Raw genomic sequence first — 17,218 nt, 5'->3', positions numbered from 1 at the left:
CCCCGCAGTCCAGGCGTCCATCCCTGCCCGACACCCCAGCCCCGACCCCCGTGAGGAGCACCGACCCCCGTCGTGAACGCCGTCGCCCGTCCCGCCCCAGCCCCCGGAACCCAGCCGGCCGCCGTCTCCTTCCGGGACGCCCGGCTCTCCTTCGGCCAGCGCACCCTGTGGAGCGGCCTGAACCTGGAGATCGCGCCGGGGGAGTACTTCGCAGTGCTCGGGCCCAACGGCTCCGGCAAGTCCACCCTGCTGCAGACCATCCTGGGCCTGCTGCGCCTGTCCGAGGGGCGGGTCCGGGTCCTCGGGCACGCCCCGCACCGCGGGGATCCCGGCATCGGCTACATCCCGCAGCAGCGGATCCTGCCGCAGGACACCCCGCTGCGCGCCCAGGACATGGTCCGCCTCGGCCTGGACGGGCACCGCTGGGGCACCGGGTGGCCCTCGCGGGCCCGCCGCGCCCGGGTGCAGGAGCTGCTGGAGCAGGTGGGGGCCGCCGACTACGCGGACGTGCCCGTGGGGCTGCTCTCCGGCGGGGAGCAGCAGCGGCTGCGCGTCGCCCAGGCGCTGGCCGCCCGGCCGCGGCTGCTGCTGTGCGATGAGGCCCTGCTCTCCCTGGACCTGCGCCACCAGGAGGCCGTCAGCGGACTGATCGAGGACTACCGCAGGAGCGAGGGTGCCACCGTGGTCTTCGTGACGCACGAGATCAACCCGATCATCGACGACGTCGACCGGGTGCTGTACCTGGCCAACGGCCGGTTCACCGTGGGGACCGTGCCGGAGGTGATGCGCGGGCAGGTGCTCTCCGCCCTGTACGACACGCCCGTGCAGGTGCTGCGCTCCGGCGGGCGCTACATCGTGGTCGGCGGGCCCGAGCACGACGCCGCCACCCCGCACTGCGCAGGCTCAGCACCCCGGGAGCTCGATGCGGAGGGGATGCGCTGATGTCACCGGCCATCCTCGCCGCGCTGGCGCACCCGGGGTCCGTCCTGCTGGGCCAGGAGACCGGCTTCTGGCAGCGGGTCTTCGTCTTCGAGGACTACGGCGAGCTGCTGCAGCTGCTGTACCCCTCGATCATCGCCGGGGCCATCCTCGCGGTGATCGGCGGGGTCACCGGGGTGTTCGTGACCCTGCGGGACTCCGCCTTCGCGGTGCACGGGATCGCCGAGCTCTCCTTCGCCGGGGCGGCCCTGGCCCTGCTGATCGGCGCGGATGTGGTCACCGGATCCCTGGTCGGCTCGGTGGCCGCGGCCCTGCTGATCGGGCTGCTGGGCTCGCGCACCAGCCGCCAGCAGTCGGTGATCGGCACGCTGATGCCCTTCGGGCTGGGCCTGGGCATCCTGTTCCTGTCCCTGTACCAGGGGCGCTCGGCCAACCGCTTCTCGCTGCTGACCGGCCAGATCGTCTCCGTGGACGCCGCCCAGATCGGGGAGATGGCTCTGGGCGCCGTCGTCGTGGTGGGGGGACTGCTGCTGCTGTGGCGGCCGCTGACCTTCGCCAGCGTGGACCCGCAGGTGGCCGCGGCCAAGGGCGTGCCGCTGCGGGCGCTGTCCCTGGTGTACATGCTGCTGCTGGGGGTCGCGGTGGCACTGTCCGTGCAGGTGGTGGGGGCGCTGCTGGTGCTGGCCCTGCTGATCACCCCGGCGGCGGCGGCCAACCGGCTCACGGCCTCCCCGGTGCGCTCGGTGCTGCTCTCGGTGCTGTTCGCTGAGGTGGCCATGGTGGGCGGGATCCTGCTGGCCCTGGCAGGCTCCCTGCCGATCAGCCCCTACGTCACGACGATCTCCTTCGCGATCTTCCTGGTCTGCACGGGGATCCAGGCGATCCGGCGTCGGCACAGCGCCTCGGGACGCCGCACCCCGGCGGAGGAGACGACCGCGGAGAAGGCGGTGGCCGACCGCGGGCACCGGGCCTCCTGAGCCCCACCGGCCTCGCTCGGATCGGGTTCGTCTCAGTGCCGCTGGGCGGCGGCGCACTGGGCGCAGATCCCGGAGACCTCCACGACGTGGCGGATGTCGGTGTAGCCGTAGCGCCCGGCGATCTGCTCGGCCCAGGCCTCCACGACGTCGGCGCCGATGTCCTCGGCCCGGCCGCAGGAGCGGCAGCGCAGGTGGTGGTGGTGCTCCTCGGCCGCGCACTGGCGGTACAGGGCCTGCCCACCCTCCCCGGGCAGCACGTCCACCTCGCCGGCCTCCTCGAGGGACTGCAGGATCCGGTAGACCGTGGCCAGGGAGACCTTCTTCCCGGATTCGGTGATCAGCCGGTGCAGGTCCTGGGCGGAGTGGAAGCCGTCCAGCTCGGCGAGACTGCTCGTGACGGCCCGGCGCTGGGGTGTGGCCCGCACCGGCTGCCCCTGGCCCCGGTGCTCCCGGTCCGTCGCCGTCCCGCCTCGCTGCGCCGTGCTCACGTGCTCCCCCTGTACCTTCGTGCCTTGAGCTGCGCGTCCGTCGGCCCGACCGCTCTCGGCCGGTTCCGGGCGCTTCCCGCCATTGTGCCGCGTGAGAGCACCGCGACGCCATCGGCGTTCGTCCTCGGCGTGCCCGCGGTCCCGGATCCGCGAGCAGCCTGGGCGGGGATCGGCGTCGGGGTCGGTTCGGTCGGTGCTGAGCTGTTCGGGGCTGTGCTGATCGGGGCTAGGGTGGGAGGCATGAAGCTGACCAAGTACTCCCACGCGTGCATCCGGCTGGAGAAGGACGGGACCGTGCTCGTGCTGGATCCCGGCACCTTCTCCGAGCTGCCCGAGGCCCTGAACGGCGCCTCGTTCCTGCTGATCACCCACGAGCACCCGGATCACTACGACCGCGAGCCCGTGCACGCCTTCCTGGCCGAGCACCCCGAGGTGCAGGTCTGGGCCCCGGGCGCCGTGGTCGAGGAGCTGCGCGAGGCCGTGGCGGATCCGGCGCGCATCCATGAGGCCGTGGCGGGGGAGAGCTTCGAGGCCGGGCCCTTCCAGATCCGCGGGGTGGGCGGACAGCACGCGCTGATCCACCCGCTGGTCCCCGTGGTGGCCAACGTCGGCTACCTCATCGACGGGACCCTCTACCACCCCGGCGACAGCTTCGTGGTGCCCGACGACGCCGAGGTGCGCACCCTGCTGGTGCCGATCCACGCGCCCTGGAACAAGATCCAGGAGGTCATCGACTTCGTCATCGCCGTCGGCGCCGAGCACGCCTACCCGATCCACGACGCCCTGCTGGCCGAGAACGGCCGGAGCATGATCGAGGGGCACGTGCAGAACTTCGGCGGCCGCTACGGCACCGCCTACCGGCACCTGGACCCGCGCGAAAGCGTCGAGGCCTGACCCCCACCCGCTGTTCCGACCCCTTCGAGGAGCCGTCCATGAGCACCGTGTTCACCAAGATCATCCAGGGCGAGCTGCCCGGGCGCTTCGTCTACGAGGACGAGCGCTGCGTGGCCTTCCTGTCCATCCAGCCCCTGTCCGAGGGGCACGTGCTGGTGGTCCCGCGCGAGGAGGTGGACCACTGGATCGACCTGCCCGAGGAGCTGGCCGAGCACCTGATGGACGTGGCCCGGCGCATCGGCCGGGCGATCCGCACCGCGTACTCCCCGCGCCGGGTGGGCCTGATGATCCAGGGCTTCGAGGTCCCGCACACCCACCTGCACGTGTGGCCCACGGACTCCATCGAGGAGTTCGACTTCGCCAACGTGGACCAGGACCCCGCCGAGGAGTCCATGGACCGCGCCCAGGTCCGCATCCGCCGGGCGCTGGCCGAGCAGGACTGAGCGCCCCGGGCTCGACCCACCCCCTCTGACGATGCCCGCCCCGCCGCACGGTCGGGCGGGCATCGGCCTGAGGAGCGCTCACCGCCGGGCCGCTGCCGGGCCCGAAGGCGCTCACAGCCCGGCCAGGGCCGCCTTCTGCGCCTTCTGGATCCGCTGGACCGAGACGGGCCGTGCCGTGCCCAGCTCCTGGGCGAAGAAGCTGACCCGCAGCTCCTCCAGCATCCAGCCCACCTCCGCCAGCTCCGGGGGCACCGCGCCGTCGACGGCGTGCCGCTGGGCCGCGGCGTCGTAGGCGTCCTCCAGCTCCTGCACCTGCAGCATCAGCTGGTTGTCGCGGTTCACCCGCTCGCCGATCTTCTCCAGGCGCACCCGCATGGCCCGCAGATACCGCGGCAGGTGCACCAGGTGCGCATACCCGGTGGCCGCCACGAACCCGGGGTAGATCAGGTGCTCCAGCTGCGCCTTGACGTCGTTGTACGCGGTCACCACCGCCAGCGAGGCCCCGGACTTGAGCATTCGGCGCACCGCGGTGGCCTCCTTCAGGATCGAGGCCACCAGGGAGGTCAGCTCGAAGACCGTGTCGATCAGCTCCGCCCGGACGTGCTCGAACAGCCGCTGGAACTGCTCGCGGCGCACCGGCGCCGGATCCGGGGTCAGCTTGTCCAGGGCCGCGACCGTGCAGTCCGCGATCAGCGCCTCCACCGAGCCGTGCGGATTCTGGGTGAACACGATCTTCTCGTCGTTGCGCAGATGATCCGAGACGTACTTCTGCGGGCTCGGCACCTTCAGGGCCAGCAGCCGGATCACCCCGGCCCGCTGGGCCCGGGCCCGCTGAGCCTCGGTGGCCAGCACGCGCACGGCCACCGTCTGCCCCTCATCCACCAGGGCGGGGAAGCCCTCGATGACCTGGCCGGCCACCTCCCGGGTGATGCGGGTGGGCACCTCCTGCTCGGGCCAGTCGCGCAGACCGCCGACCTCCCGCACCGCAGGCCCCCCGGCCGACGACGCCCGGTCCGCCCCCGAACCCGGCTGCGGCCTCCGGTCAGCGCGCGTGCCGGGCGCGCCGTCGTGACCGGCGCCCGCGGACCGACCCGCGCCTTTCTGCCCGGCACCGTTTCGACCACCGGGGCCCGACGCGGCGGCGATGCGCTGCAGCGCGTCCGCCGAGGCGCCCAGCGAGGCCGCCAGGGCCTCGCGCACCTGCGGGGCCAGCCGCTCCTGCAGGGCCTCCAGGTCCCGGCCCTCGCCGAGCACCCGGTTGCGCGGATCCCGGACCTGGAAGGTGACTCGCAGGTGCTCGGGGACCTTGGACCAGTCCCAGGACCCCGGCGGGATCACCACGCCCCGGATCCGGCGCAGGGCCAGCTCCAGGGAGCTCAGCAGATCATCGGTCTGGGGGTCGAACTCCTCCGTCAGGCGCTGCACGGCGGCGGCCGCGACGTCCGGGGCGGGCACGAAGGACTTGCGCACGGCCTTGGGCAGGGAGCGGATCAGGGCCGTGACCAGCTCGGTGCGCAGCCCCGGGATCATCCACTCGAAGGGCCGCTGGCGCAGCTGGTTCAGGAACACCACGGGCACCTGCACGAACACCCCGTCCGCGCTGGTCTGCGCCGAGCCGGGGGCGGAGGGGGCGAACTCGTAGCGCAGGTCCAGGCGCAGCGTGGAGTCTTCCGTGTCCACCTCCCACACCCGGGGGAAGGCGGACTCGTCGTACTCGGCGGCCTCGGCGTCCACCAGCCGCTCCGGATCCAGATCCAGCAGGTGCTCATCCTCCTGCCGGGCCCGCTTCCACCAGCGGTCGAAGTGCCGCTCGGAGACCACCTCGGCCGGGATCCGGGCGTCGTAGAACGCGTACAGGGCGTCGTCGTCGACCCGCAGGTCCCGACGCCGCAGCCGGGCCTCCAGCGCCTCGACCTCGGCCAGGCGCTGCTGGTTGCGCCGGAAGAAGCGGTGCCGGGTGCGCCAATCGCCCTCCACCAGGGCCTTGCGGATGAACAGCTCCCGGGACAGCTCCGGGTCGATCCGCCAGTAGTCCACGGGACGTTCGGCGTAGACCGGCACGCCGTACAGGGTCGCCTTCTCGTAGGCCATGACCGAGCCGCGCTGGGCGGACCAGTGCGGCTCCGAGTGGGTGCGCTTGAGCAGGTTCCCGGCCGCCTGCTCGATCCACTCCGGGCGCACGGCCGCGACCGTGCGGGCCCACAGCCGGGAGGTCTCCACCAGCTCCGCGGCCACCACCCAGTCCGGGTTCCTCTTGAACAGACCCGAGCCGGGGAAGATCGCGAAGCGGGTGCCGCGGGCCCCCTGGTAGTCGCGCTTGCGCTCATCGCGCAGCCCGACGTGGCTGAGCAGCCCGGTCAGCAGGGCCCGGTGCACGGCCTCCTCGTTGACGCCGGGGTCGATGTCCCGGCCCTTCCCGACGCGCACCTCGGCCTGCTGGCCCAGCTGGCGCAGCTGCTCATAGAGGTCCTGCCACTCTCGGACCCGCACGTAGTTGATGAACTCGCGGCGGCACAGCTTCCGGAATTGGCTGGAGGACAGCTCCCGCTGCTTCTCCTGCAGGTGCTGCCACAGCAGCAGGAAGCTGGAGAAGTCCGAGCGGTCATCCCGGAACCGGGCATGCAGCTCATCGGCCTGCTGGCGCTTGTCCGCGGGGCGCTCGCGGGGATCCTGGATGGTGAGGGCCGCGGCCAGCACCATGACCTCCTTGGCCACGCCCAGCTCCTGGGCGGCCACGATCATCCGGCCCAGGCGCGGGTCCACGGGGAAGGCCGCCAGGCGCCGGCCGATCGCGGTCAGGGGCGAGGCCCCCGCGCCGCGCCCGCCGCGGGTCCGGCCCCGGCCGCCTCGCCTGCCCTTCCCGGCGCCGCGCCGGGGGGCCTGGGCGGCGTCGTCCCCGGGGGTGTCCTCGATCCTCTCCTTCAGCGCCCCGAGCTCGCGCAGCACCGCGACGCCGTCGCCGATGGCCCGGCGGGCCGGGGGCTGGACGAAGGGGAAGCGCTCCATATCCCGCGGGGAGCGCACCACCCCGATGCTCATGGTGTGCAGGATCACCGCGGCCAGGTTGGTGCGCAGGATCTCCGGGTCCGTGAAGGCCGGCCGGGAGTCGAAGTCCTCCTGCGAGTACAGCCGGATCGCGATGCCGTCCGAGACGCGCCCGCAGCGCCCGGAGCGCTGGGCCGCGCTGGCCTGGGAGATCCGCTCGATGGGCAGGCGCTGGACCTTGGTGCGCGTGGAGTACCGGGAGATCCGGGCGGTCCCCGGGTCGATCACGTACTTGATCCCGGGAACGGTCAGCGAGGTCTCGGCGACGTTGGTGGCCAGCACGATCCGCCGCCGAGCCCCGGTGGGGCGGAAGACCCGGTGCTGCTCGGCCATGGACAGCCGGGCGAACAGCGGCAGGATCTCCGTGCCGGTGAGCCTGCGGTCCTTGGCTACCAGATCCGTCAGGGCGTCCTCGGCGTCGCGGATCTCCCGCTCCCCGGCGAAGAAGATCAGGAGGTCCCCGGGGGCCTCGTCGGCCAGCTCCAGCACGGCGTCGCACACCGCCTCCAGCGGGTCTCGGTCCTCCCCGGCGACGTCGTCCTCCTCATCCGGCAGCGCGGGGTCCTCGGTCAGCGGACGGTACCGTATCTCCACGGGGTAGGTGCGCCCGGAGACCTCGATGATCGGGGCGGCGTCGGCCGGCATCGGCTCGTCCTCGGGGTGCTCGGCCACCGGGTCGAAGCTGGGCGCGAAGTGCCGGGCGAAGCGCTGCGGGTCGATGGTCGCCGAGGTGATGACGACCTTCAGATCCGGGCGCTGAGGGAGGATGCGCTTGAGGTAGCCCAGGATGAAGTCGATGTTCAGGGAGCGCTCGTGCGCCTCGTCGATGATGATCGCCGAGTAGCGCTTGAGCAGCGGATCGTGCGGGATCTCCGCGAGCAGGATGCCGTCGGTCATCAGCTTGATCCGGGTGGCCTGGGAGGTCTGCGCGGTGAAGCGCACCTGGTAGCCCACGGTCTGCCCGATCGGCTCGCCCAGCTCCTCGGCGATCCGCTCGGCCACGGAGCGGGCGGCCAGGCGCCGCGGCTGGGTGTGCCCGATGCTCCCGCGTTCGCCCAGGCCCAGCTCCAGCAGCATCTTGGGGATCTGGGTGGTCTTCCCGGAGCCGGTCTCCCCGGCGATGATCACGACCTGGTGCTCCCGGACCGCGTTCATGATCTCCTCGCGGCGCGCGGAGACCGGCAGGGCCTCCGGATAGGCGATCTCGGGGCGGGAGGGCGCGGAATCGGAGGGCGCGGGCGCGCCCGCGGCGGGGGAGGGGGAGCTGTTCGACATACTTCCTGCCATCCTACTGATCCCGCCCGCGGGGCGGCCTCCTCCCGGAGGCGGAGGGAGAGTTCATCCCTCGGGCGGATGTGGGCGGCGCGGGGTTCTTCCTAGCCTCGAGACCATGATCGAGAACCTCCAGCACGTCGTCGAGACCATCCCTGCGATCCTCAGGATCCTCGCGCTCGCGGGCCTCGGGGCCATCCCCTTCGTGGAGTCCTATTTCGGCTCCGCGGTCGGTGTGCTCGCCGGGGTCAACCCGGTGCTGGCGGTCGCCGCGGCCTCGCTGGGCAACATGATCTGCATGATCGTGCTGGTGCTGGGCGCCGGGCGGGTGCGCGGCGCGGTGACCGCCCGGCGCGAGCCTCGCACGCCGAGCCGACGGCGGCAGCGCTTCGACCGGCTCTTCGACAAGTACGGCGTGGCCGGGGTGTCCCTGCTGGGGCAGACGGTGCTGCCCAGCCAGATCACCTCCGCGATGATGGCCGGCATGGGTGCGAACCGCACGAAGATCATCGCCTGGCAGTGCGTGTCCATCATCCTGTGGGGCACGCTGTTCGCGGTGCTGGCCAGCGTCGGCCTCTGGACGGTGGAGTGAGGCGCGGACGCCGATGCGGCATCGAGCGACTCGCGAGCCGGATCGTGCGACGTGGACCGGATGATCCGGCGCGCGAAGCACGATCCGGTCCGCGAGACGGCGTCGCCGCGGCCGCATCCGGGCATGGAAAGTGCCCTCGATAGGATTCGAACCTACGACTTCCTGCTCCGGAGGCAGGCGCTCTATCCACTGAGCTACGAGGGCAACGCAGAACAGCGTACCAGGAAAACCGGGCGCCGCGCACCACGGGGCGGGCGCGGCCTTCGGTAGACTGGCACACCGTGACTCCCGAAGAACTGACCCGCGCCGTATCCGCCGCCCTCGACGAGGCCCTGCAGGCCCAGGAGCTGACGCTTTCCGAGGGCGCCGCCCGCCCCGAGGTGCGCATCGAGCGGCCCAAGAGCCGCGAGCACGGGGACTGGGCCACCAACATCGCCCTGCAGCTGGGCAAGCGGGTGGGCCGCAACCCCCGGGAGGTCGCCCAGATCCTCGCTACCCGCCTCGAGGCGATCGACGGCGTGGCCGCCGTGGACATCGCCGGTCCCGGCTTCCTCAACATCCGGCTCGACGCCGCCGCCGCCGGCGCGCTGGCCGCGACGATCCTCGAGCAGGGGGAGGCCTACGGGCGCAGCCGGGACCTGTCCGGCACCCACATCAACCTGGAGTTCGTCTCCGCCAACCCCACCGGACCCATCCACCTGGGCGGGACCCGCTGGGCCGCCGTCGGGGACTCCCTGGCCCGGATCCTCGAGGCCTCCGGGGCCACCGTGACCCGTGAGTACTACTTCAACGACCACGGCACCCAGATCGACCGCTTCGCCAAGTCCCTGCTGGCCGCCGCCCGCGGGGAGGCCACCCCCGAGGACGGATACGGCGGGCAGTACATCCACGACATCGCCGCCGACGTGCTGCGCGAGGCCCCCGACGCCCTGGAGGCCGCCGACCCGCAGGAGGTCTTCCGCTCCCACGGCGTCGAGCTGATGTTCGCCCAGATCAAGGCCTCCCTGCACGAGTTCGGCGTGGACTTCGACGTCTTCTTCCACGAGAACTCCCTGTTCGACTCCGGGGCCGTGGAACGCACCCTGGAACAGCTGAAGACCAGCGACAAGCTCTACTTCGCCGACGGCGCCTGGTGGCTGCGCTCCACCGACTACGGCGACGACAAGGACCGGGTGGTCATCAAGTCCGACGGCAACGCCGCCTACATCGCCGGGGACATCGCCTACATCGCGGATAAGCGCGCCCGCGGGGCGGACCTGGCCGTGTACATGCTCGGCGCGGATCACCACGGGTACATCGCCCGGCTGAAGGCCGCCGCCGCGGCCATCGGGGACGACCCGGACGCCGTGGAGGTCATGATCGGGCAGATGGTCAACCTCGTGAAGGATGGTCAGGCCGTGCGCATGTCCAAGCGGGCCGGGACCGTGGTGACCCTGGAGGACCTCGTGGAAGCCGTGGGGGTGGACGCCGCCCGCTACGAGCTGACCCGCTACTCCGTGGACTCCAACATCGACGTGGACCTGGACGTGCTGACCAAGCGCTCCAACGAGAACCCGGTCTTCTACGTCCAGTACGCCCACGCCCGCACCCGGGCCGTGGCCCGCAACGCCGCCGACGCCGGGGTGATGCGCGATGCCGGCACCTTCGACGCCGCCCTGCTCTCCGGTCCGGCGGACGAGGAGCTGCTGGCCGCCCTCGGGCAGTTCCCCGGCGCGGTGGCCGAGGCCCAGCACTTCCGCGAACCCCACCGGGTGGCCCGCTACCTGGAGGCCCTGGCCGGGGCCTACCACCGCTGGTACGACTCCTGCCGCGTCGTGCCCCAGGGCGATGACGAGGTCTCCGAGGTGCACCGCACCCGCCTGGCCCTGAACGACGCCACCGCCCAGGTCCTGGCCAACGGGCTGGGTCTGCTCGGCGTGTCCGCCCCGGAGCGCATGTGATGCCCGGGCAGCCCGACCCGAGCGTCCCCTCCGCGCCCGCCGCGCGGACGGACCCGCCGAGCCCGGATGCACTGACCCCGGATGCAGTGACCCCGGACCCGGCGGCCCTGGACCCCGTGATCTGGCCGGACTCCTTCCGGCGCGCCGCCGACGGTGAGCTGACTCTGGACGGGCACGGCGCCCGTGCGCTCGCCGAGCGCTTCGGCACCCCGCTGTACGTGGAGTCCGAGGAGGTCTTCCGCGCCCGCGCCGCGGCCTTCCGCACGGCCTTCGAGCGAGCCTTCGCCGAGCACGGGGCGCAGGTGAGCGTCTACTACGCCGGCAAGGCCTTCCTGTGCGCCGCCATCGTGCGCTGGGCCCGCGAGGAGGGGCTGAACCTGGACACCGCCTCCGGGGGCGAGCTGGCCCTGGGGCTGGCCGCCGGGATGGAGCCCGCCCGCATCGCCCTGCACGGGAACAACAAGTCCACCCGGGAGATCCGGCAGGCCCTGGAGGCCGGGGTGGGCCGCATCGTCGCCGACTCCGTGCCGGAGCTGCTGCTGATCGAGCGGATCGCCGGGCAGCTGGGAGTCACCGCGCCGGTGATGATCCGGGTGACTCCCGGGGTGCACGCCGAGACCCACGAGTTCATCGCCACCGCCCACGAGGACCAGAAGTTCGGCCTCTCCCTCGCCCCGGACACGGCCCGCCTGGCCTGGGCGCAGATCCCGGCCGCGGTGCGCGCCGAGGCCTGGCCGGGCCGGCAGGAGGCTCCCCAGGATTCCGTGGCCGAGCTGGCCGCGGAGCTGGCCGAGCACCTGCCGCACCTGGACCTGCGGGGGCTGCACTGCCACATCGGCTCCCAGGTCTTCGCCCCGGAGGGCTTCGATCTGGCCGCCCGCCGCGTGCTCGCGACGATGGCGCGGCTGCGGGATCGCTTGGGCCGGGTCCTGCCTGAAGCTGATCTGGGCGGGGGATACGGCATCGGCTACGTCGCCGGGGACTCCCCGAGGCCCATCGAGGACCTGGCTCGGGCCATCGCGACCTCGGTGGCCGAGGCCTGCGCGCGGCTGGAGCTGCCCCTGCCGCACCTGTCCTTCGAACCCGGCCGGGCGATCACCGGGCCCGCCGGGGTCACCCTCTACACCGTGGGCACGATCAAGGACGTCGCTCTGGAGGCCGCGGCCGACTCCGACGTCGCCGCCGACGCCGGTCAGCCGGCGGTGCGCCGCTACGTCGCGGTGGACGGCGGCATGTCGGACAACGCCCGCCCGATCCTCTACGGCTCCGAGTACACCGTGACCCGCGCGGATCGCCCCCCGGCGGGGGAGCAGGTGCTCTCCCGGGTGGTCGGCAAGCACTGCGAATCCGGGGACATCCTGGTGCGCGACTGCCTGCTCCCGGCGGACCTCGCCCCCGGGGACCTGCTGGCCGTGCCCGCCACCGGCGCCTACTGCTGGTCCCTGTCCTCCAACTACAACTTCCTGACTCGCCCCCCGGTGGTGGCCGTCGCTGCCGGGCGCGAACCCCGGGTCATCGTGCACGGACAGAGCATCCAGGACCTGCTGGACCGCGACGCCGAGCTGTAAGCCGCCCCGCCCGACGTCCCCAATCCCGACCGAGCCCCCGCCCCGCACCCCTCCCGAGGAGAGCCCATGAACGACACGCCCCTGTCCGTCGCCCTGCTGGGATCCGGCACCGTCGGCTCCCAGGTCGCCCGGATCCTCCTGGAGGACGCCGAGGAGCTGACCCAGCGCGTCGGTGCGCCCCTGCGCCTGATCGGCATCGCGGTGCGGGATCCGCAGGCGCCCCGGGACTACGCCGCCCCGGCCGGGCTGTACACGACCGACGCGGACGCGCTGATCGACGCCGCGGACGTCGTCGTGGAGCTGACCGGCGGCATCGAACCGGCCCGCACCCGCATCCTGCGGGCCCTGCGCGCCGGCAAGCACGTGGTCTCCGGGAACAAGGCCCTGCTCGCCCGCGAGGGTGCCGCGCTGCAGCGCGCGGCGGACGCCTCCGGGGCGCAGCTGTCCTACGACGCCGCGGTGGCCGGGGCCATCCCGATCCTGCGGCCCCTGCGCGACTCCCTGGCCGGGGATCAGGTCGAGCGGGTGCTCGGGATCATGAACGGCACCACCAACTTCATCCTCGACGCGATGCACACCACCGGGGCGGACTTCGACGACGCCCTGGCCGAGGCCCAGCGCCTGGGCTACGCGGAGGCGGATCCGACCGCCGACGTCGAGGGTCACGACGCCGCCGCGAAGGCCGCGATCGTCGCCTCCCTGGCCTTCCACGCCGAGTTCACCCTCGAGGACGTGCACTGCGAGGGCATCACCGGGATCACCGCCGCCGACGTCGCCGCCGCGCAGGCCGAAGGCTGCGTGATCAAGCTGCTGGCGGTGTGCGAGCGGCTGGAGGAGGGCGTGAGCATCCGCGTGCACCCCACCCTGGTGCCGAACGAGCACCCCCTGGCCAGCGTGCGCGGGGCCTTCAACGCCGTGTTCGTCCACTCCCGCGACGCCGGCCAGCTGATGTTCTACGGGCCCGGCGCGGGCGGGGCACCCACGGCCTCGGCGGTCATGGGGGACCTGGTCTCCCTGGCCCGACGGGTGGTGCTGGGCGGCCCGGCCGTCCCGGATTTCTCCTACGCCCAGCTGCCGGCCGTCGGGCCGGAGGATGTGGTCTCCAGCTACACGATGGGGCTGCAGGTGAAGGACCGCCTCGGGGTGCTGGCCGGGATGGCCCAGGTCTTCGCCGAGGAGGGGGTCTCCATCCGGACCATGCATCAGACCAAGCACGGCCCCCACCGCGGGGCCGGGCAGCCGGAGACCACGATCCGGGTGGTCACCCACCGGGCCGCGGACCGGCGGGTGCGGGCCACCATCGAGAAGCTGCGCGGGCTGGACGCCGTGGATGCGATCACCTCGGTGATCCGGGTGGAGGACTGAGGCCGGCCATGCACCGCTCGGACCAGACCCCGTCTCCCTCTCCGGCTGCCTTCGCGGGCCGGCCCGTCACCGGGACCAGCCCCGGTGAGGCGGTGCCCGTCGGCGCGCGGGTCAGTCTCCGGGTCCCGGCCTCCTCGGCGAATCTGGGCCCCGGCTACGACACGATGGGCCTGGCCCTGGGCCTGTACGACGAGCTCACGGTGACCCGCACCGCCGAGGGCCTCGCCTTCGAGCTGGAGGGCGAGGGCGCTCAGACCGTGCCCCGCACCCCCGAGCACCTCATCGTGCGCGCGATCCGGGCCGCCTGGGCCGCGGCGGGGCTGACGGGTGAGCTGCCGGGGCTGGGCATCCGCGCTCGCGGGCGCATCCCGCACTCGCGGGGGCTGGGCTCCTCCGCCTCCGCGATCGTCGCCGGGGTCGTGGCCGGCAGCGCCCTGCTGCCGGAGGATCTGCGGCTGAGCGAGCAGGCTCTGCTGCAGGTCTGCTCCGACCTGGAGGGCCACCCGGACAACGTGGCCCCGTCCCTGTTCGGGGGACTGGCGATCTCCTGGGGCGAGGAGCACCCCGAGGGGCCGCGCTGGCGCAGCGCCCGGGTGCCCGTGGATCCGCGCGTGCATCCCGTGGTCGCGGTGCCGGACTACGAGGTCTCCACCCGGCTGGCCCGGGAGCTGATCCCCGCGCAGGTGCCCCACGCGCTGGCCGCGGCCGACGCCGGCCGGGCCGCGCTGCTGGTGCGGGCCCTGAGCGGGGCCCCCGAGCTGCTGCCGGCCGCGACCCGGGACTACCTGCACCAGGAGCACCGCTGCGAGGCCATGGTCCCGACGGCGCGGATGGTTCGGGCCCTGCGCGATCGGGGCTTCGCGGCCGTGGTCTCCGGGGCCGGGCCGAGCGTGCTGGTGCTGGCCGAGTCCGCCGATCGGGCCGAGCAGGCCGCCCGCGAGATGCGGCACCTGGGTGCCGAGGCCGCCGGGCAGGACCCGGCCGCGCCGCACTGGCGGATCGAGGGGCTGGCCATCGACGCCTCCGGTGTTACACTGGTGGACGAGGAGCGCCCGATCCGGCGCCGGTAGAGGCTCGAGATCAGCCCCGCTCCTCGACGGCACGGCCCGGTCAGCCCCTGACCCCGTGGCCTGCCGAGGCTGGCTCCTCTCCCCGTCTGGGAGAGTCGCACGTCGAGCTGTCGGACCCTCACCCATCCGGTCGTCGACCGTGTCGCGAGACCCCTCGCGTCATCTCCGCGGACACCGCGTCCTCCCCACGAGCACGCGCTCCCATCGTCGCCGCTGCTGAGGTCCATCCCGGCCCGACGCCAGGCCCACCCACCCGCACCGACCGTCCCGCAGCCCGCGGGAGCCGTGCGGGACCGATGCCCCGACGCCGCCTGCGCCGCGGGCACGCCACCATGAACTTCGGCTTGGGGCGCCATCATCGAAACAGCCCCGGCCATGTCGAGGGGGAAGGATCCTTCGTGACCGAAACGACCGACCTGTCCACGGGTACGGACCAGCCGGGCGAGACCCCGGCCCAGGACTCCCGCGCCGCCGCGGGAGCCGAGCAGAGCCAGAAGGGCCAGGGCGGACTGTCCGCCCTGAAGCTGGCTCAGCTGCAGTCCCTGGCCTCCCAGCTGGGGATCACCGGCGCGCGCCGCATGCGCAAGTCCGCGCTGGTGGACGCCATCTCCGCGCACCAGCGCGGCTCCGCGGTCGCCGACCGGGAGAAGAAGGCCGAGCAGGCCGCCGCCGCGGCCGCCGAGGTCACCGGCCAGGACGCCCCGGCCGAGCAGAAGCCGGCGCGGCGCACCCGCTCCCGCCGGGCCGACTCCGCCCCGGAGACCGAGCAGTCCGGATCCGGCGCCGAGCAGGGCGGCGAGCAGAAGAGCCCCGAGCAGAAGAACGCCGAGCAGAAGGGCTCCTCCCGCCGCGGACGCGGGGGAGATGAGCGCTCCGGGGAGCAGGACGGCTCCCAGGACAAGCAGGAGAAGGCCAAGGGCCAGAACGGCCGCGGCTCCCGCGGCGAGGACCACGACGGCGGGCAGGACCAGCGCGAGTCCAAGGGCGAGCGCGGGCAGAACCGCCGCTCCCGCCAGGAGCGCAGCGCCGAGCGCGGCTCCGGGGACAAGGGCGGGGAGAAGCACTCCGAGAAGTCCGGCTCCGAGAAGAACCACGGGGACAAGGGCGAGGGCCAGCACGGCGGCGGCCGGAACGGCGAGTCCAAGGGCTCGCGCGGCAACCGCCGCGGCAACAACGGCAACAACGGCCCCGAGGATGATGACAACCGCCGGGGCGGGCGCAACCGCCGCAACCGCAACCGCAACGACCGTCGGGACCGGCGTCGGGGCCGCAACAGCGGGCCCGAGGTGGATGACACCGAGCTGACCGAGGACGACGTGCTGCTGCCCGTGGCCGGCATCCTCGACGTCCTGGACAACTACGCCTTCGTGCGCACCTCCGGGTACCTGCCCGGACCCAACGACGTCTACGTCTCCCTCGCCCAGGTCAAGAAGCACCACCTGCGCAAGGGCGACGCCGTCGTCGGCGCGATCCGCGCCCCCCGCGACGGCGAGCAGCAGAACAGCTCCCGGCAGAAGTTCAACGCGCTGGTGCAGCTGACCAGCGTCAACGGCAAGAAGCCCGAGGAGCTCACCGAGCGCGTCGAGTTCACCAAGCTCACGCCGCTGTACCCGAACGAGCGGCTGCGCCTGGAGACCGACCCGAAGAAGATCGGCCCCCGCGTGGTGGACCTGGTCTCCCCGATCGGGAAGGGCCAGCGCGGCCTGATCGTCTCCCCGCCGAAGGCCGGCAAGACGCTGATGCTCCAGTCGATCGCCAACGCGATCAAGGAGAACAACCCCGAGGTGCACCTGATGATGGTCCTCGTGGACGAGCGTCCCGAAGAGGTCACGGACATGCAGCGCACGGTCAACGGCGAGGTCATCGCCTCGACCTTCGACCGCCCCGCCGATGACCACACGACCGTCGCGGAGCTGGCCATCGAGCGCGCCAAGCGCCTGGTGGAGCTGGGCCACGACGTCGTCGTGCTGCTGGACTCGATGACCCGCCTGGGCCGGGCCTACAACCTCGCCGCCCCTGCTTCCGGCCGGATCCTCTCCGGTGGTGTGGACTCCGCGGCGCTGTACCCGCCCAAGCGGTTCTTCGGCGCGGCCCGCAACATCGAGAACGGCGGCTCGCTGACCATCCTGGCCACCGCCCTGGTGGAGACCGGATCGCGCATGGACGAGGTGATCTTCGAGGAGTTCAAGGGCACCGGCAACATGGAGCTGCGCCTGTCCCGCCACCTGGCGGACAAGCGGATCTTCCCGGCCGTGGACGTCAACGAGTCCGGTACCCGCCGGGAGGAGAACCTGCTCTCCCCGGACGAGGTCAAGATCATGTGGCGCCTGCGCCGCGTGCTGGCCGGGCTGGATCAGCAGCAGGCCCTGGAGGTGCTCACCTCCAAGCTGCGCGACACGCCCACCAACGTGCAGTTCCTCATGCAGGTGCAGAAGACCACGCTGGGCTCCAAGTCCGACGACTAGCACCACCCGATGACGCCGGCGCCGCATCCCGTCCCCTTCCGCGCGGACGAGATCGCGGCGTCGGCGTCCTCGCGTCCGCAGAGCGCAGCCTTCGGGCGCGGAGCCGACCGAGCCCCTGCCGGGTTCATCCGGTGCGATACTGGACCCGCCCGACGACCCA

The 17,218-nt window shown here is 72.9% G+C and carries 12 protein-coding genes and 1 tRNA gene; 10 read left to right on the top strand and 3 right to left on the bottom strand.

What is annotated here, in order from left to right:
* Nucleotides 1–72: 72 nt before the first annotated feature.
* Complete coding sequence (locus tag AC0VXQ_RS06830) at nt 73–942, top strand: metal ABC transporter ATP-binding protein (protein WP_260007706.1); 870 nt, start codon at nt 73–75, stop codon at nt 940–942.
* Complete coding sequence (locus tag AC0VXQ_RS06825; protein ID WP_081046324.1) at nt 942–1,916, top strand: metal ABC transporter permease; 975 nt, start codon at nt 942–944, stop codon at nt 1,914–1,916. The genes AC0VXQ_RS06830 and AC0VXQ_RS06825 overlap by 1 nt, the downstream gene beginning before the upstream one ends.
* Before the next feature lie 32 nt (nt 1,917–1,948).
* Here AC0VXQ_RS06825 and AC0VXQ_RS06820 read toward each other — a convergent pair whose 3' ends face one another.
* Nucleotides 1,949–2,404 (bottom strand): Fur family transcriptional regulator, encoded by a 456-nt coding sequence (locus AC0VXQ_RS06820; RefSeq protein ID WP_165590118.1) that lies wholly within the window; start codon nt 2,402–2,404, stop codon nt 1,949–1,951.
* A gap of 240 nt (nt 2,405–2,644) precedes the next feature.
* Between AC0VXQ_RS06820 and AC0VXQ_RS06815 the strand changes: the two genes are divergently transcribed.
* Together AC0VXQ_RS06815 and AC0VXQ_RS06810 are read left to right on the top strand one after the other, a co-directional pair.
* On the top strand, nt 2,645–3,298 hold the full coding sequence (locus tag AC0VXQ_RS06815) for an MBL fold metallo-hydrolase (RefSeq protein WP_058731605.1): 654 nt from the start codon (nt 2,645–2,647) through the stop codon (nt 3,296–3,298).
* A 38-nt stretch (nt 3,299–3,336) separates the two neighbouring features.
* Complete coding sequence (locus tag AC0VXQ_RS06810) at nt 3,337–3,741, top strand: HIT family protein (RefSeq protein WP_061225019.1); 405 nt, start codon at nt 3,337–3,339, stop codon at nt 3,739–3,741.
* Between the two features lie 111 nt (nt 3,742–3,852).
* Here AC0VXQ_RS06810 and AC0VXQ_RS06805 read toward each other — a convergent pair whose 3' ends face one another.
* Nucleotides 3,853–8,061 (bottom strand): DUF3418 domain-containing protein, encoded by a 4,209-nt coding sequence (locus AC0VXQ_RS06805; protein WP_375542922.1) that lies wholly within the window; start codon nt 8,059–8,061, stop codon nt 3,853–3,855.
* Between the two features lie 115 nt (nt 8,062–8,176).
* Between AC0VXQ_RS06805 and AC0VXQ_RS06800 the strand changes: the two genes are divergently transcribed.
* A complete protein-coding gene (locus AC0VXQ_RS06800; RefSeq protein WP_058730958.1) occupies nt 8,177–8,650 on the top strand; it encodes a hypothetical protein in 474 nt (157 codons plus the stop codon).
* Nucleotides 8,651–8,781: 131 nt separating this feature from the next.
* Here the strand turns inward: AC0VXQ_RS06800 and AC0VXQ_RS06795 are convergent.
* Nucleotides 8,782–8,854, bottom strand: a tRNA-Arg gene (locus tag AC0VXQ_RS06795).
* Nucleotides 8,855–8,931: 77 nt separating this feature from the next.
* Between AC0VXQ_RS06795 and argS the strand changes: the two genes are divergently transcribed.
* The 5 genes from argS (at nt 8,932) to rho (ending at nt 17,058) form a co-directional block, all read left to right on the top strand.
* Nucleotides 8,932–10,590, top strand: a complete 1,659-nt coding sequence (gene argS, locus AC0VXQ_RS06790) for an arginine--tRNA ligase (RefSeq protein WP_058730959.1) — start codon at nt 8,932–8,934, stop codon at nt 10,588–10,590.
* Nucleotides 10,590–12,158 carry a diaminopimelate decarboxylase family protein gene (locus tag AC0VXQ_RS06785; protein ID WP_475528076.1) on the top strand — a complete coding sequence of 523 codons (1,569 nt, stop codon included), beginning with the start codon at nt 10,590–10,592 and terminating at the stop codon, nt 12,156–12,158. The genes argS and AC0VXQ_RS06785 overlap by 1 nt, the downstream gene beginning before the upstream one ends.
* A 66-nt stretch (nt 12,159–12,224) precedes the next feature.
* On the top strand, nt 12,225–13,523 hold the full coding sequence (locus tag AC0VXQ_RS06780; protein ID WP_058748449.1) for a homoserine dehydrogenase: 1,299 nt from the start codon (nt 12,225–12,227) through the stop codon (nt 13,521–13,523).
* A gap of 8 nt (nt 13,524–13,531) precedes the next feature.
* Entirely contained in the window at nt 13,532–14,593 is a 1,062-nt protein-coding gene (thrB, locus tag AC0VXQ_RS06775; RefSeq protein ID WP_081046360.1) for a homoserine kinase, read from the top strand.
* Nucleotides 14,594–14,991: 398 nt separating this feature from the next.
* A complete protein-coding gene (rho, locus tag AC0VXQ_RS06770) occupies nt 14,992–17,058 on the top strand; it encodes a transcription termination factor Rho (RefSeq protein WP_193553994.1) in 2,067 nt (688 codons plus the stop codon).
* Nucleotides 17,059–17,218 lie beyond the last annotated feature (160 nt).

Source organism: Rothia sp. QJM3NY_36, from assembly GCF_056173115.1.
The sequence above is the reverse complement of the archived record's forward strand: the minus strand, read 5'-3'. Positions and strand labels throughout refer to the sequence as shown.

Coding starts and splice junctions, on each gene's coding strand:
- AC0VXQ_RS06825 (WP_081046324.1), top strand. CDS start 942: ATGTCACCGGCCATCCTCGCCGCGCTGGCGCACCCGGGGTCCGTCCTG.
- AC0VXQ_RS06815 (WP_058731605.1), top strand. CDS start 2,645: ATGAAGCTGACCAAGTACTCCCACGCGTGCATCCGGCTGGAGAAGGAC.
- AC0VXQ_RS06810 (WP_061225019.1), top strand. CDS start 3,337: ATGAGCACCGTGTTCACCAAGATCATCCAGGGCGAGCTGCCCGGGCGC.
- AC0VXQ_RS06805 (WP_375542922.1), bottom strand. CDS start 8,061: ATGTCGAACAGCTCCCCCTCCCCCGCCGCGGGCGCGCCCGCGCCCTCC.
- AC0VXQ_RS06800 (WP_058730958.1), top strand. CDS start 8,177: ATGATCGAGAACCTCCAGCACGTCGTCGAGACCATCCCTGCGATCCTC.
- AC0VXQ_RS06785 (WP_475528076.1), top strand. CDS start 10,590: ATGCCCGGGCAGCCCGACCCGAGCGTCCCCTCCGCGCCCGCCGCGCGG.
- AC0VXQ_RS06780 (WP_058748449.1), top strand. CDS start 12,225: ATGAACGACACGCCCCTGTCCGTCGCCCTGCTGGGATCCGGCACCGTC.
- thrB (WP_081046360.1), top strand. CDS start 13,532: ATGCACCGCTCGGACCAGACCCCGTCTCCCTCTCCGGCTGCCTTCGCG.